15 protein-coding genes are annotated in these 13,439 nt (G+C 65.6%); 4 read left to right on the top strand and 11 right to left on the bottom strand.

Annotated features, from left to right (window positions below):
• The 9 genes from tssE to ACZYSP_RS25100 all read right to left on the bottom strand — a co-directional run bounded on the left by tssE (nucleotide 1) and on the right by ACZYSP_RS25100 (nucleotide 8,485).
• Nucleotides 1-462: a type VI secretion system baseplate subunit TssE gene (gene tssE / locus ACZYSP_RS25140; protein ID WP_093078879.1), complete on the bottom strand. Its 462-nt coding sequence runs from the start codon at nucleotides 460-462 to the stop codon at nucleotides 1-3.
• Nucleotides 463-491: 29 nt separating this feature from the next.
• Complete coding sequence (locus tag ACZYSP_RS25135) at nucleotides 492-974, bottom strand: Hcp family type VI secretion system effector (protein WP_093058217.1); 483 nt, start codon at nucleotides 972-974, stop codon at nucleotides 492-494.
• A gap of 61 nt (nucleotides 975-1,035) precedes the next feature.
• Nucleotides 1,036-2,535, bottom strand: a complete 1,500-nt coding sequence (gene tssC, locus ACZYSP_RS25130; protein WP_093058321.1) for a type VI secretion system contractile sheath large subunit — start codon at nucleotides 2,533-2,535, stop codon at nucleotides 1,036-1,038.
• Between the two features lie 60 nt (nucleotides 2,536-2,595).
• On the bottom strand, nucleotides 2,596-3,189 hold the full coding sequence (tssB, locus tag ACZYSP_RS25125) for a type VI secretion system contractile sheath small subunit (RefSeq protein ID WP_093058218.1): 594 nt from the start codon (nucleotides 3,187-3,189) through the stop codon (nucleotides 2,596-2,598).
• A gap of 481 nt (nucleotides 3,190-3,670) precedes the next feature.
• Nucleotides 3,671-3,910: a hypothetical protein gene (locus ACZYSP_RS25120; RefSeq protein ID WP_007829428.1), complete on the bottom strand. Its 240-nt coding sequence runs from the start codon at nucleotides 3,908-3,910 to the stop codon at nucleotides 3,671-3,673.
• 163 nt (nucleotides 3,911-4,073) lie between these two features.
• Nucleotides 4,074-5,216 carry a phosphatidate phosphatase App1 family protein gene (locus ACZYSP_RS25115; protein WP_489017231.1) on the bottom strand — a complete coding sequence of 381 codons (1,143 nt, stop codon included), beginning with the start codon at nucleotides 5,214-5,216 and terminating at the stop codon, nucleotides 4,074-4,076.
• Entirely contained in the window at nucleotides 5,213-5,731 is a 519-nt protein-coding gene (locus ACZYSP_RS25110) for a dihydrofolate reductase (RefSeq protein ID WP_093058220.1), read from the bottom strand. Before ACZYSP_RS25110 ends, ACZYSP_RS25115 begins: the two co-directional genes overlap by 4 nt.
• 19 nt (nucleotides 5,732-5,750) lie before the next feature.
• Nucleotides 5,751-7,553, bottom strand: coding sequence for a M48 family metallopeptidase (locus ACZYSP_RS25105; protein WP_093058221.1), 1,803 nt, complete (start codon nucleotides 7,551-7,553; stop codon nucleotides 5,751-5,753).
• A gap of 92 nt (nucleotides 7,554-7,645) precedes the next feature.
• On the bottom strand, nucleotides 7,646-8,485 hold the full coding sequence (locus tag ACZYSP_RS25100) for a thymidylate synthase (protein ID WP_093058222.1): 840 nt from the start codon (nucleotides 8,483-8,485) through the stop codon (nucleotides 7,646-7,648).
• A 36-nt stretch (nucleotides 8,486-8,521) separates the two neighbouring features.
• On the opposite strand from ACZYSP_RS25100, the gene nthA reads away from it, so the two are divergent.
• From nthA to ACZYSP_RS25080, 4 genes are all read left to right on the top strand, one after another.
• The gene (nthA, locus tag ACZYSP_RS25095) at nucleotides 8,522-9,151 is read left to right on the top strand and encodes a nitrile hydratase subunit alpha (protein ID WP_354337642.1); all 630 of its coding nucleotides are present in this window, start codon (nucleotides 8,522-8,524) and stop codon (nucleotides 9,149-9,151) included.
• Entirely contained in the window at nucleotides 9,148-9,816 is a 669-nt protein-coding gene (gene nthB, locus ACZYSP_RS25090) for a nitrile hydratase subunit beta (protein WP_489017228.1), read from the top strand. Before nthA ends, nthB begins: the two co-directional genes overlap by 4 nt.
• 5 nt (nucleotides 9,817-9,821) lie before the next feature.
• On the top strand, nucleotides 9,822-10,175 hold the full coding sequence (locus ACZYSP_RS25085) for a nitrile hydratase accessory protein (protein WP_093058322.1): 354 nt from the start codon (nucleotides 9,822-9,824) through the stop codon (nucleotides 10,173-10,175).
• 116 nt (nucleotides 10,176-10,291) lie between these two features.
• A complete protein-coding gene (locus ACZYSP_RS25080) occupies nucleotides 10,292-11,578 on the top strand; it encodes a M20/M25/M40 family metallo-hydrolase (RefSeq protein WP_489017226.1) in 1,287 nt (428 codons plus the stop codon).
• A 16-nt stretch (nucleotides 11,579-11,594) separates the two neighbouring features.
• Here ACZYSP_RS25080 and ACZYSP_RS25075 read toward each other — a convergent pair whose 3' ends face one another.
• Both ACZYSP_RS25075 and ACZYSP_RS25070 read right to left on the bottom strand, forming a co-directional pair.
• On the bottom strand, nucleotides 11,595-12,299 hold the full coding sequence (locus tag ACZYSP_RS25075) for a glutathione S-transferase N-terminal domain-containing protein (protein ID WP_258350443.1): 705 nt from the start codon (nucleotides 12,297-12,299) through the stop codon (nucleotides 11,595-11,597).
• Nucleotides 12,300-12,395: 96 nt separating this feature from the next.
• Nucleotides 12,396-13,235, bottom strand: coding sequence for a phosphate/phosphite/phosphonate ABC transporter substrate-binding protein (locus ACZYSP_RS25070; RefSeq protein ID WP_489017224.1), 840 nt, complete (start codon nucleotides 13,233-13,235; stop codon nucleotides 12,396-12,398).
• Nucleotides 13,236-13,439: the final 204 nt, after the last annotated feature.

Here is a 13,439-nt window from a genome sequence, read left to right as displayed (position 1 = left end):
TCAGGCGACCTTCATCAGGCTGTCGGGCGTGCCGAGCAGCATTTCGAAATCCACGTGGCGCAGCGCGAGCCCGGCCCGCGCCTGCGCGCCGATGCGCACCAGTGCAACTTCATGCCGGTTGGGCGTGGCGCTCACTTGCACGCTCACGTCCGTCAGGCGCGGCTCGTAGCGCTGCACCGCCTGGCGCAGCGTGGCAGCCAGCTGCTGCAAGTCGGCGGCGTTCTGCGCGCTGAGCGCGGAGAAATCCGGAATGCCGTACTCCAGCACCGTGCCGCTGCCCTGCGCATAGTCGGCAGCCGACAGCGGCGAGCGCGTGTTGAACAGACGGCGCAGCTCACGACCGATGGAGTCCTGCAAGGACTCCATCGTTTCGAGATGAGCAGCGCCGCGGGCGTGCTCGGACGGCGCCGACGCCAGCCGGTCGAACAGGGGCGCGACGCCCCCTTTGATGAGTTCGGACACGGTAGGCGCCGGGTGTCAGCGTCGAGCCGTCATGCGACCGCGACGTTCTTCGAGAGATCCCAGCCGAACGGTGCGATGCCTTCCTGGCCGCCTTCTTCCTTCTGCTTCGTGTACTCGACCTTGATGGCCGCGTAGTTCAGGGAGACGCTTTCCTGCGGCAGGTCACCGCCGCTGGAAACGGAGAGGCCGCTGAGGATGACGTCGGTCAGGGTCACGACCATCAAGGGCAGCAGGCCGCTCTTGTCTTCGCGCGGGAAGGTGATGATGGTGTCGCCCGCGAACACCTCGCCACCGGCGAGCTTCTGCAGCAGCTGGGGCGTGGCCGAGTCGCTGGTGCGGGTCACGGTGATTTCGGAGAAGCTGGGCTTGCCCGCGGTGCGTTCCTGGTTGGAGGTGCCCGCCGTCACGGCAAGGCCGGCGCCGAACTGGAAGCTCTGGACTTCCAATTCGTCCTTGTGGCCCTCGATCTGGGTTTGGCCGGTGACACCTGGGATCTTGAGATAGATAGGCATGTGAATGTTCTTTCAGTAAATCTGTTGGTTCGTCTGTCGATGCAGATGAATGAAGGGGCGATCAGGCGGCGGCAGCCGGCAGGTCGGCCACCAGGCGGATCGAGGCCGAGAGTTCCTCGAGCTGGAAGTGCGGCTTCAGGAAGGCGATGGCGCGGTACGAGCCCGGCTTGCCCGGAACTTCGGTCACGTCCACGCGGGCCTGGCTCAGCGGGTACTTGGCCTTCATGGCCTGCGGCGCCGAGGGGCTCACCAGCACGTAGTTGGCAACCCAGTTGTTCAGGTGCTTCTGCATGTCGGCCTGCGTCTGGAAGCTGCCGATCTTGTCGCGCACGATCACCTTCAGGTAATGCGCGAAACGCGAGGCCGCCAGGATGTAGGGCAGGCGAGCCGAGACTGCCGCGTTGGCGTTGGCCGAATCCTTGTCGTACACCTTGGGCTTGTTCACGGTCTGGCCGCCGAAGAAGGCCGCGGTGTTCGAGCCCTTGGAGTTGACGATGGCGATGAAGCCGAGGTCGCTCAGTTCCTTTTCGCGGCGGTCGGTGATGGTCACTTCCGTCGGCGGCTTCAGGGCGATGTCGCCTTCGTCCGTCTTGTAGGCGTGAGCCACCATGCCGTCGACCTTGCCGCCGCCTTCGACGCCGCGGATGGCCGTGGTCCAGCCGTACAGCGAGTGAGCCTGCGTGATGCGAAGGCCCAGCTGGTAGGCCGCGTTGGCCCACAGGTACTTGCCGTGGTCGGTGCCGTCCACGTCTTCTTCGTAGTTGAAGTTCTCGACGGGAATGGTCTTGGCACCGTAGGGCAGGCGAGCCGCGTAGCTCGGCAGCACCAGCGAGACGTAGCGCGAGTCTTCCGATTCGCGGAAGCCGCGCCACGAGGCGAGCTCGGCGCTCTCGAAGGTCTTGGACAGGTCGCGCGGAATGCCGAGTTCGGTGAACGACTTGAAGTCGAACAGCGCGGGCGCGGCTGCTGCGATGAAAGGCGCGTGCGCGGCGGCGGCCACGCGGGAGATGCGCTCCAGCAGGGCGATGTCCTGCGGGTGGCGGCCGAAGTAGTAGTCGCCGATCAGCAGCGAATAGGGATGGCCGCCGTAGGTGCCGTATTCCTCTTCGTAGATCTTCTTGAAGAGCACGCTGGTGTCGTGGTCGACGGCGGTCTCCAGGTCCTTCAGCAGGTCCTTCTTGCTCACGTTGAGCAGGCGCAGCTTCAGGTTGCTGCCGGTCTCGGTGCCGGTCACCAGGTCGTGCAGGCCGCGCCAGGAGGCTTCGAGGGCCTGGAACTCGGGGGCGTGCAGGATCGCGTTGAGCTGGTCGGTCAGCAGGCGGTCGATTTCGGCGACGCGCTCGTTGATCAGCGTGACCACGCCCTTGTCGGGGCTGGTCTTCATGCCTTCGTCGAGGATCTGCGAAGCCAGCTGACCGATCAGCTTCTTCGCGTAGGCACCCTGCGAAGGCTCGGTCGTCATGTTGCCTTCGAGGACGATCTTGTCGAGCAGACCGAGGTCACTGGTCGTGACGGTGGTTGCTGCGCTGCCGGCTTCAGCGGCTTTGGATTTGTTGGCCATCTCTATCACCATTCAAAAGTTGCCGGGTCGCGCCCGAAGGGCTGCGGCCGGCGTGGTTGATCACGCTGCCGGTGCTTCGGCTTCGGGGGACGATTGGGTTTCCGCAGCCGCTTGCGGGGCTGCGGCTGCGGCCGGGGCGGCTTGCGCTGCTGCGCTGCCGGCTTCGGCCCTGGCCTGGCTCTGGACCGTCTTCAGGTCTTCGGTGTTCAGCAGCACGCGCTCGAGCAGGTCGTCGAGTTCGTCGTTGCCGTCGAGCTTGGCGAGCAGGTCGCGCAGTTGCTGGCGGGCTTCGAGCAGCTTGGCCAGGCGGGGCACTTGGTCCACGATGGCTTCGGGGTGGAAGTCGCTGAACTCCTTGAAGTTCAGTTCGATCTTCAGGTTGCCTTCGCCCTTCATGGTGTCGGGCACCGAGAGGTCGAGGCGGGGGGTGATGTTGCCGAGAACTTCATCGAAGTTGTCGCGGTCGATCTCGACGAAGCGGCGCTCCTTGAGCTTCGGCAGCGGCTGTGCGGGCTGGCCCGACAGGTCGGCCAGCAGGCCCACGACCAGCGGCAGCTCTTTCTTTTCGACGGCGTCGCCGATCTCCACGTCATAGGTGATCTGGACGCGCGGCGGACGATTGCGTCCTACCCAGTTTTGCAGGCTATTCGACATTTTTCGCTCTCAGAAAAGGTTGAATTGACAAGAACACACGTTGAAATTTCTCGACGCTCGTCGCCTGGTTGGGGCGGTGCGCGGTCCGTTGCCGTTGCAGTCCCGGCATGCATCAAAGACGGACGGAAGATACAAATCGAGATATTTGCTAACAATCCCCAGAATTGGGGAGGGGTCCCACATGCGCTGGACAAACCTCAACAAAAACAAGTGCCTGAGCTTTGTAAAGTTACATAAATGAGGGTTTTGTCACGCAAATAGGCGGCCGATTGCTGGGCAGATGCGCCCGCCGGCGCATCGGACCAAAGTTCAATGACAGGAAGGCGGGGGCGGTTGCTGTCGCGCGCGTGCTCCCGCGTGCGCGGGATGGCGCGATGTGTAACCGGAATGGAGGACCCGGGGAACCCGGGTGAGCGCAGCGCGAGGCCGCGTCAATGGCGCGAACGTCGCGGGCTTCGTGCGAAGCCGCGAGGGCGCCTTGCTAGAGCTCGATGAATGCCGAAGTGGCTTTGTTGAGTGCCAGCTTGCCCTTGGCGGTGATCGATTCGACCTGGGCCAACTGGCGGATCGCGCGCGCATCGGGGGCGCGGTCCGAAGGCGGAATGAATGCAGTCACCAACTCTGCCGCACGCAGCACGCGCAGCCTGTCGATGTCAGCCGGCGTGTGAATAACGTATGGCAATTTCTGCTCGGCGATAACCCGTAGAAATTCCATGGACATGAGCCGTCTCCTTTTGGTTGAGGGCGTTTACGGCATTGTGCGCACAAACAATTAGCGTTGTCTAAACCCTGCGCCGCGCATGCCTTTCCTCGGGTGTACCGAAGTGTTCCTTTCGCGCTGCTGGCGCCACGAAGGCGCCAGTTTGTTTCCGGTAACTCGGCGGCTAGTTGAGCGCTTGCACGGGCCACGCCGTGGTGTCCGGCATCACGATGTGCCATCGCACCGGATCGATGCCCTCGAAGGTCGCGCGATAGCGATCGGAGGTGCGGCCTTCGCCCGTCACGTCGCGGATCACGATGCTGTCGATGCGCTGCGGATGCGAGTGAAACGTTTGCGCGTAGATCTCGGGGTCGGCTTCGCCAGAGTCACCCACCAGCACGAAGCGGCGCTGCGGAAATTCGGTGAGCAGCCGGTTGATCACGCCGAGCTTGTGCTCGCGCGAATCCTGCTCGCCGGGAATCAGCGTGCGCCACGTGGTGCTTTCGCGCAGATGCATGCTGCCCGCGGGAAAGTCGGCGTTGCGGATGAAATCCGAGAGCGCCGGGTAGAGCTGGATCGGACTCGCCGAAAGGTAGTGGAAGCGCGTGTCGGGCGTCTTCGCCAGCGCGCGATACCAGGCCGCCATGCGTGGCGCGGCCTCGAAGCGGCGCGCGAAAGTGTTGAGCAGCATCTCGCGCCGGTCGCGCACCTGCGTGCGCTTGATGGTGTCGTCGATGTCCGAGATGACCGACACGCCCTGCGCGGGCACGACCAGCGCATGGCCCCTGAAGCGATGCAGCAGCTCACCCGGGCCGGTCACGCCATGGAACTGCACCCACTCCTGCGGTGATGGCGAGGTTGGCAGCAGTGGCGTGCGCGGTGCGTCGATCACGATGCGCAGGTTGCTGCGGCCGTCCTTGCCCGATGGCGGCATCGTCACGCGTGCGGGGCTGCCGTCGAAGTCGACGTCGATCACCTTGTCTTCTTCCGACTCCGCATGGAACAGCGCGGTGCGCTGGTTGAAGCGCAGGCGCGCGGCGGGCGAGAGCTTCTTCAGGCTCAGGCCGAGGTAGCGTGCGAGGGCAGTGTTGAGCCCCCAGCGATGCTCGCGCTCGAAGATCCACGCGTGGATATCGACTTCGAGCCGGCCGTCGACGGTGGGGCGCGCCGTGCCGGTCATGAAGAGCGCTTCTTCGTCGGGCTCGAGCGGCTCTGCTGCCTGCACCGCCTGCAGTGGCGCAAGGCCTGCGAGCAGCGCTGCGCCCGCCACCAGCGACCGGCGCCGCAAGTCCGGCACGGGCAGTCGGTGCGGAGCGTTGTCGCTCATTTCTTCGTGGGGGCGACGCGCTCGTAAGTCACGAAGCTGAAGCCCAGGCCTTCCTTGGCGGAGACATGCGATTCGCGTTGTGTCTCGCGCCACGCGGCGGCGTCGAGTTCAGGAGCGTAGGCATCGCCTTCGTAGTCGCGCGCAACCTCGGTCACCACCGCGCGTTGCGCAAGCGGCTCGGCCTCGGCGTAGATCTGCGCGCCTCCGATGACCCACACGGCCTCGGGCTTCGATGAAGTCGATTCGCAAAGCGACAGCGCCTCTTGCAGGCTGCTGGCGCGGAGTGCGCCTTCGGCCTGCCAATCGGCCTGCCGTGTCACCACGATGTTCTGTCGGCCCGGCAGCGGCCGGAAGCGCGGCGGCAGCGAGTCCCAGGTCTTGCGGCCCATGATCACCGGCGCGCCCGCGGTCTGCTGCTTGAAGTGCGCCATGTCCTCCGGGATGTGCCAGGGGATCGTGTTGTTCGCACCGATCACGCCGTTGGCGGCGCGGGCGAAGATGATGTTGATGTTCATGGCAGGCAAGGTATCAGCTTCAGAGCGAGTCGATTTTGATCACGTTCGCGTTGATGGTACCGGTTGGCTTGTGGAGTTCGCAGCCCGGTACGCCCATGAAGCGTGCCAGCAGGCGCGGGTTGATGGGCTCTGTGTCGAAGTAGACGGAGAGCCGCAGCAGTTCGTTCGGAGGGCAGAGAGCCGCGAGGTACGTCGCATACCGGGCGGAGAGCGCATCCTCGTCGAGGTCGTCCGCTTCCAGCTTCGCATGGTGGACGCGCGCGATCAGCAGGTTGATGTCATAGATTTCGCCGGTCTCGCTGGTCATGCGCGTGCGCGCCACCCAGCAGCCATCGAGTGCTTTTTCCTCGCGCAGCACCTCGGACAGCAGCTGTGCGGCCCAGGGTTGCAGCGGCGTGAGGGGCACGTCCATCAGGTGGCGCCAGAAGCCTTTGCGCAGCAATCCCTGCTTCTCGACCGCAAGGTCCCGGCGCTTCGAGAACTCGTGGATCTCGTCTTCGGTGCCGTGCAGATGTACATGCGAAAGGATGGCTTCGTAGCCCGGCACCGCAAGGCGCCTGTCCAGCTTGATGGCCGAACGCACTTGCGCAATGCCTTCGGGCCGCGCGCGATTCAGCAGCGCGAGGCCGAGGCCGTACTGGGCCAGCGCGTCGGCTGCATGCGTCTGGGCGTGGCGTTCGAGTGCTCGCAGCGTGTCGTCGGAGGCCTTGATCTCGTCTTCGGACTGCAGGTGCGCAAGTTCGACGGAATCGTCACCGGCCGCGTCTGCGAGCCGACGTGCCTGCAGTGCACCCAGTCGCAGATGACGCAAGCGCCATGCCGGCGCCTTCTGCTCGCACCATCGCGCATTCGCTGCATTGAGTTGCGTGGGCCAGTCGGCCCCCAGCAGTTGTTGGCCGGCACAGTCTGCCGGTGTCCAGTCGGGCAGATTCAGCGACGCGCCTATGGCTTCGATGCGGTCATCGAGGCTCGGATGGGTGTCGTGCACGCGCCGCGGCAGGCTGCGCGCCTCTTCCAGCGCGGCCTGCAGTTTGTCGGGGGCGGTGTCGCGCACGAAGGCCGCAACGAAGTCCCAGAAGGCGGCCGGTGCATGCGGCGATTCGGCCTGCAGTTCGTTGAGCTTGCGGCGCAGGCCGTGGCGCATCAGGCTCCCGGCGATGTCCAGTTTGATGAGGGCCTGTGCGAGGTGGCTGCTGCCCGTCGCTCGCACCGCCAATTCATCGGCCTCGAACTCGCAGACGCGCGAGCGGCTCGCCGACATGCGCATGAAGCGCGGCAGGAAGGCCGAGGCAATCCACCGGCGCAGCCGATCGAGGCCAGAGTCTTGTTTTTCGTCGCTGTTGAGGTAGACACCCCATTTGGCGCGGACGTTGTAGATCCAGTGCCCCAGGCGGCCGTGATGGCGCGAGAAATGCCCCAGCTCGTGTGCAATGACCGCGGTCGCCTCGTCCTTCGACAGCAGCTTCAGGAGCGGCACGCCGAGCACGAGTGTGCGCTGGCCGCCGACCAACGACAGCAGCCCGCCGGACAGGTGGGCCGCAGCGTTGAGGTCTTCGCACAGCATGACGCGGTGGATGGGAGGCGCATCGAGTTTCTGGCGCAGCCCGTCGAGTGCTTCGAACAGCGCGGGTGCTTTCTCGCGCGGCAATTCGATGCCGGAGATGTCGAGATTCGGCTGGAAGATCCACCAGACCCACACGGTGAGGGCCGAGCCAACTACTGCTGCTGTGGTCGGTCCGAGAAAGACCGCCTGGAGAATGATCATCGGCGCCCATCCCAGCAACGAGGCTGCCAGGAAGGTCAGCTCGGCGGCCACGGTCATTGCGACGAGGCCGGCACGCTCCGCGAATGGACGAGGCGGGACTGTGGCTCCAGCCGCGGTGCTCCCCGGCGTGGCGGGAAGGGCGTCGGGCTTCACACCGCCACGGGCGCCTTGATCGGATCGCCGTGCCGGTAGTCCAGCACTTCGAAGTCTTCGTACTGGTAGTCGAAGATCGACGCCGGCTTGCGCTTGATGTTCAGCGTCGGGTACGGGTACGGCGTGCGGCTCAGTTGCAGCGCGACCTGGTCGGCGTGGTTGCTGTAGATGTGGCAGTCGCCGCCGGTCCAGATGAAGTCGCCCACGTCGAGGTCGCACTGCTGCGCCACCATGTGCGTGAGCAGCGCGTAGCTTGCGATGTTGAAGGGCACGCCCAGGAAGATGTCGGCGCTGCGCTGGTAGAGCTGGCAGCTGAGCTTGCCGCGCTCGCCTTCGGCCTGCGGCGGTGCCACGTAGAACTGGAAGAAGGCATGGCAAGGCATCAGCGCCATCTTCGACAGCTCGGCTACGTTCCATGCGCTCACGATGATGCGGCGCGAATCAGGGTTGGTCTTGAGGGTCTTGATGACGTCGGAAATCTGGTCGATGTGGCCGCCATCGGGCGTGGGCCAGCTGCGCCATTGCACGCCGTACACCGGGCCCAGGTCGCCGTCTTCGCGCGCCCATTCGTCCCAGATGGTGACGCCGCGCTCCTTGAGCCAGTTGTTGTTGCTCGATCCGGTCAGGAACCACAGCAGTTCCTGGATGATGGACTTCAGGTGCACCTTCTTCGTGGTGACCAGCGGGAAGCCCTCGTTCAGGTCGAAGCGCATCTGGTGGCCGAACACGCTCTTGGTGCCGGTACCCGTGCGGTCGCTCTTGAAGACACCATGGGTGTCGACATGGCGCATGAAATCTTCGTACTGGGAGCGGACGGGGCGGGTGGGCGAGGTCATGTTGGGAATTTTACGGGGCGGCGCTAGCATTGGCCGATGACCGGCCATGACCACTCCCACGGACACAGCGAACTCGGCGAGATGGACCTGCGCGTCCGCGCCCTCGAAAGCGTGCTCACCCAGAAAGGCTACATCGACCCCGCCGCACTCGATGCGCTGATCGACACCTACCAGACCCGCGTCGGCCCGCGCAACGGCGCACGCGTGGTGGCGCGGGCCTGGGTCGATCCGGCCTTTCGGCAGTGGCTGTTGGCCGACGCCACGGCGGCGATCGCCTCGCTGGGCTACACGGGCCGGCAGGGCGAGCACATGGTGGCGGTGGAGAACACAGACGAGCTGCACCACATGGTGGTCTGCACGCTGTGCAGCTGCTACCCGTGGCCAGTGCTGGGCCTGCCGCCCACCTGGTACAAGAGCGCGCCGTACCGCTCGCGCGTGGTGAAAGACCCGCGCGGCGTGCTTGCCGATTTCGGCACGACGCTGCCCGAGGCCACGCGCATCCGCGTGTGGGACTCGACCGCTGAGGTGCGCTACCTCGTGATTCCGCAGCGCCCCGCCGGAACCGAAAGCCTGGGCGAAGACGAACTCGCCGCGCTGGTCTCGCGCGATTCGATGATCGGCACGCGGCTGGTCGAGGTGCCTGCCGACGAGGGGAGCGCCGCATGAGCTACGTCACGAAAGCCGACCTCGGCGGCCAGCCGGGTTTCGGCAAGGTGGTGCCGGAGTCCGAGGGCGAACTCTTTCATGCGGCCTGGGAGCCACGCGCCCTGGCGCTCGTGCTGGCCATGGGCGCGACCGGTTCATGGAACATCGATGCGAGCCGCGCCGTGCGTGAGACGCTGCCGGACTATCGCGACCTGAGCTACTACCAGATCTGGCTCAGTGCACTGGAGCAACTGATGCTGCAGCGCGGGCAGGTCTTTCCCGACGAGCTCACGAGCGGAGAAATGCGCCACGCGCCCACGCCCGTGGCCCGCGTGCTGGAGGTGGGCAATGTGCCGGCCGTTCTCGCCAAGGGCTCGCCGACCGAGCGGCCGGCATCGGCCCCGGCGCGCTTCGCCATGGGCCAGCCGGTGCGCATGCACCACCTCGGCAAGGTCGACCATCACACGCGGCTACCGGGCTATGTGCAGGGCAAGCGCGGCACCATCGTGCACGTACATGGCGCACATGTGTTCGCCGACAGTCATGCGCGGGGGCTCGGCGAGCAGCCGCAGTGGCTCTACACGGTGGAGTTCGATGAAGCCGAGCTTTGGGGCGACGAAGCGCCGCGCCAGAACCTGTCGGTGTCGGTCGATGCGTGGGAAAGCTATCTGGAGGCCACGTCGTGAGCGACATGCCCCTGTCGCCCGGCATGCCGCGCGATGCCGATGGGCCCGTGTTCAATGCACCGTGGGAGGCGCAGGCCTTCGCGATGACGCTGGCGCTGCATGAACGCGGCCTATTCACCTGGCCGGAATGGGCCGAGGCGCTGGCCGGGCAGATCGCCGCTGCACAGGCCGCAGGCGACCCCGACACCGGCGAGACCTACTACCGCCACTGGCTCGCCGCGCTCGAAGGCCTCGTGGCCCGCAAGGGCGCCAGCTCCGACGACGAACTGGCCCGCTATCGCCACGCCTGGGACCACGCGGCCGACCGCACACCGCATGGCCAGCCGATCGAATTGCGCGGCGAAGACTTTCCCGGCTAGAGGTGCGTGCCGGTGCGGTGTGCCGCGGCCCGCATCGTGCTTGACCCGTTCTCGAAGCGGGTGATAGCCTGCCGCCGCTTCCCCCGTCCCTCCACGGAAAGCACAGAACGCACAACATGACGATTCATTCGCGCCATCTCTTCCCGGTTCCTTCGGCATCCACACCAACCCGCCGCTGGGCGCGCACCGCCTGCCACGGCGCCGTGCTCGCGTGCGCCATGCTGCTTGCCGGCAACGCCGCGGCCCAGAAGCCGCATCAGGGCGTGCTCGACGCAGCTACGCAAAGCAAGGACGAGGCGGTCAAGATGCTGGAGCGCATGGTCAACATCGACTCGGGCTCGGCCGACACCGCGGGCCTGGAAAAGGTCCGCGAGATAGCCGTGGACGAACTGCGCAAGCTTGGCGCGCGCATCGAGACCTTTCCGGCCGATCCGCACCCCGGCACCAACGTGGTTGCGACGCTGACCGGCCAGGGCAAGAAGAAGATCCTGATCCTCGCGCACATGGACACCGTCTTCAAGGAAGGCACGGCTGCAGCCAAGCCCTTCTACATCAAGGACGGCCGCGCCTACGGCCCCGGCGTGATGGACGACAAGGGCGGCGTGGTGGCCGGCCTGTATGCGCTGAAGATCCTGAAGCAGATCGGCTTCAAGGACTATGGGCAGATCACCTTCCTGCTCGACACCAACGAAGAGGTCGGCTCCGTCGGCACCAGCGCGCTCATCGAGCGCATTGCCAAGCAACATGACGTGGCGCTGAACCTGGAGCCGGGCCGACCGGCCGACGGCCTCGTGGTCGAGCGCAAGGGCTCGGCCACCGCGCTCATCGAGGTGAAGGGCGTGGCCGCTCACGCGGGCGTGGCGCCCGAGGCGGGCCGCAACGCGGCGATGGAAGTGGCGCACCAGGTGCTGCAGCTGTCGAAGACGGCAGACGCGGCGAAGAAGACCACGGTCAACTTCACGGTGCTCACGGCCAACGGCCCGACCAACGTGATTCCCGCGACGGCCAGCGCCAAGGGCGACGTGCGCGCGGCCACGCCTGAAGAGTTCGATCGTGTCGAGAAAGACCTGATCCGCATCTCGCAGAACAAGCTCATTCCCGAGACCGAAGTGCGCGTGCGCCTGATTCGCGGCCTGCCGCCGATGCCGCGCTTGCCCGCGTCAGACAAGCTGGTGCGCATGGCCGAAGGCATCTACGGCGAGATCGGCAAGAAGCTCACCATCGAGAGCAGCGGCGGCGCGGCCGACGCGAGCCTGGTGGCGGGCGTCGGCGTGCCGGTGCTCGACGGCTTCGGCATCGTGGGTGGCGGCATCCACACGCCGGAGGAATACGCGGAGGTCGAGAGCGTGGTGCCGCGGCTTTATCTGCTCTCGCGCATGCTGATGGACCTGTCCGCGAACTGATCGCGAACTGACCGGATCAGCCCCGCTTCGGAATGCCCAGCCCCGCCACCACGGCGGGGCGCGCCACGAAGGCTTCGAGCGCGCGCGCCACGTTCTTGAAATCCTTGAAGCCCACCAGATCCGCAGCCTCGTAGAAGCCGATCAGGTTGCGGATCCACGGGAAGGTGGCGATGTCGGCGATGGTGTAGCTGTCGCCCATGATCCATGCGCGGTCTGCAAGGTGCTTGTCGAGCACGCCGAGCAGGCGCTTCGATTCGCCCACATAGCGGTCGCGCGGGCGCTTGTCTTCGTAGTCCTTGCCGGCGAACTTGTTGAAGAAGCCGAGCTGGCCGAACATCGGGCCGATGCCGCCCATCTGGAACATCACCCACTGCAGGGTTTCGTAGCGGCCGGCGGCGTCCTGCGGAATGAACTTGCCGGTTTTCTCGGCGAGGTACATGAGGATGGCGCCCGATTCGAACAGCGCCAGCGGTTTGCCGCCGGGGCCGTTGGGGTCGATGATGGCCGGGATCTTGTTGTTCGGGTTGAGCGACAAGAACTCCGGCGACATCTGGTCGCTGGTCTCGAAGCTCACGAGGTGCGGCTCGTAGGGCAGGCCGGTCTCCTCCAGCATGATCGACACCTTCACGCCGTTGGGCGTGGGCAGCGAGTACAGCTGCAGCCGGTCAGGGTGCTGCGCGGGCCATTTCTTCGTGATGGGGAAGCTCGAGAGATCGGTCATGGAGGGAGTCCTTGAGAGGGAGGAAACTGCAAGCGCCGGATTCTGCCCGCGCCGGGCAGATGGCGTGCGCGTGCGGCTTTACCCTCTGCCTGGCCCTCAGATTCCCAGCCAGCTCATCAGCGAGGCCTCGACGTCGGCCGAAGGCGCGACGAAGCCGACATAGCTGGATGCCGCGAGCGCGCGCTTGCCTGCGTCGGTCTGCCCCAGGCTCAGCAGGGCATCGCGCGCCGCGCTCACCGTGGCCGCGTCGAGCTTGCGCGACGCGAGCCATTGCTTGATTGGCACCGCGCGCGATTCCGCGCATACCTTGCCCCCGCCGTCCTTCCAGGTCTTGACCACGCTGGAGGCTGCCGTTGCGCCATAGGCCGCGAAGCCGTTCTGCACGTAGAAGGGCACGGCCTCCTGGAAGCGCGTGTTGGTGACCTTGACCGCCGTCGGCCCCTGCAGGCCCTGCTCGCGCAGCATCGCGCGGGTGATCACCGCGGTGATCGAGTCGGCATCGGGCATGACCAGCTGCTTGCCCGCCACGCTTTTCCAGTCGGAGATCGGCTGCTGCTCCTTGCACAGGAACGACACCTTGTAGTCGGTGTAGCCGGTGGTCCAGGCGAAGGCGCTGTACTGCCCGCTCTTGATGGCGGCGAGCGCCACGTGCGACGGGTGCACGAAGGCGAAGTCGACCTGCTGCTGCTTCAGCGCGTCGCGCGCGCCGTTGTACGAATTGAGCACCTTGACCGTCACCGGCTGCTTGAGCGCCTTGGACAGCACTTCGGCGATGGGCTCGAAGCGGGCGCTGACCTGCGCGTCGGACACGTTGTAGCTCACGCCTTCGCTGACACCGATCACGAAGGCATGCGCCGAGGCGCCAACTGCCAGAAGCAACCCCGCTGTAGCGCGAGCGACGGTGCGAAGCGAAGGACGAAGAGTGCGGTGATTCATGGAGGCCTTCTTCCAGTTGATGGGTAATTTTGTAACTAAATTATTACATTCATCGGGGCGGAGGAACAGGGCCCTGACCGCAGGGTTAGCCCTGATGAAACAACACTTCGGCGAACCGGCGGCGTGCGCATCTCGTTCGGAGATACGCGGATCTTCAATCCATATGAATCTTGCGTAGAAACCCGCACCGGCGCAGCGGGGTGC

The organism is Variovorax sp. F042 (genome assembly GCF_057814215.1).
Note: the sequence above shows the minus strand (reverse complement) of the source record. Positions and strands in the feature narration are given on the sequence as shown.

Excerpts from the sequence above, each read along its gene's own strand:
- ACZYSP_RS25120 (WP_007829428.1), bottom strand. The coding sequence starts at position 3,910 with ATGTCCATGGAATTTCTACGGGTTATCGCCGAGCAGAAATTGCCATAC.
- ACZYSP_RS25135 (WP_093058217.1), bottom strand. The coding sequence starts at position 974 with ATGCCTATCTATCTCAAGATCCCAGGTGTCACCGGCCAAACCCAGATC.
- ACZYSP_RS25100 (WP_093058222.1), bottom strand. The coding sequence starts at position 8,485 with ATGACCTCGCCCACCCGCCCCGTCCGCTCCCAGTACGAAGATTTCATG.
- ACZYSP_RS25110 (WP_093058220.1), bottom strand. The coding sequence starts at position 5,731 with ATGAACATCAACATCATCTTCGCCCGCGCCGCCAACGGCGTGATCGGT.
- tssC (WP_093058321.1), bottom strand. The coding sequence starts at position 2,535 with ATGGCCAACAAATCCAAAGCCGCTGAAGCCGGCAGCGCAGCAACCACC.
- nthA (WP_354337642.1), top strand. The coding sequence starts at position 8,522 with ATGACCGGCCATGACCACTCCCACGGACACAGCGAACTCGGCGAGATG.
- nthB (WP_489017228.1), top strand. The coding sequence starts at position 9,148 with ATGAGCTACGTCACGAAAGCCGACCTCGGCGGCCAGCCGGGTTTCGGC.
- tssB (WP_093058218.1), bottom strand. The coding sequence starts at position 3,189 with ATGTCGAATAGCCTGCAAAACTGGGTAGGACGCAATCGTCCGCCGCGC.
- ACZYSP_RS25105 (WP_093058221.1), bottom strand. The coding sequence starts at position 7,553 with ATGACCGTGGCCGCCGAGCTGACCTTCCTGGCAGCCTCGTTGCTGGGA.
- ACZYSP_RS25115 (WP_489017231.1), bottom strand. The coding sequence starts at position 5,216 with ATGAGCGACAACGCTCCGCACCGACTGCCCGTGCCGGACTTGCGGCGC.
- ACZYSP_RS25070 (WP_489017224.1), bottom strand. The coding sequence starts at position 13,235 with ATGAATCACCGCACTCTTCGTCCTTCGCTTCGCACCGTCGCTCGCGCT.
- ACZYSP_RS25080 (WP_489017226.1), top strand. The coding sequence starts at position 10,292 with ATGACGATTCATTCGCGCCATCTCTTCCCGGTTCCTTCGGCATCCACA.
- ACZYSP_RS25085 (WP_093058322.1), top strand. The coding sequence starts at position 9,822 with ATGCCCCTGTCGCCCGGCATGCCGCGCGATGCCGATGGGCCCGTGTTC.
- ACZYSP_RS25075 (WP_258350443.1), bottom strand. The coding sequence starts at position 12,299 with ATGACCGATCTCTCGAGCTTCCCCATCACGAAGAAATGGCCCGCGCAG.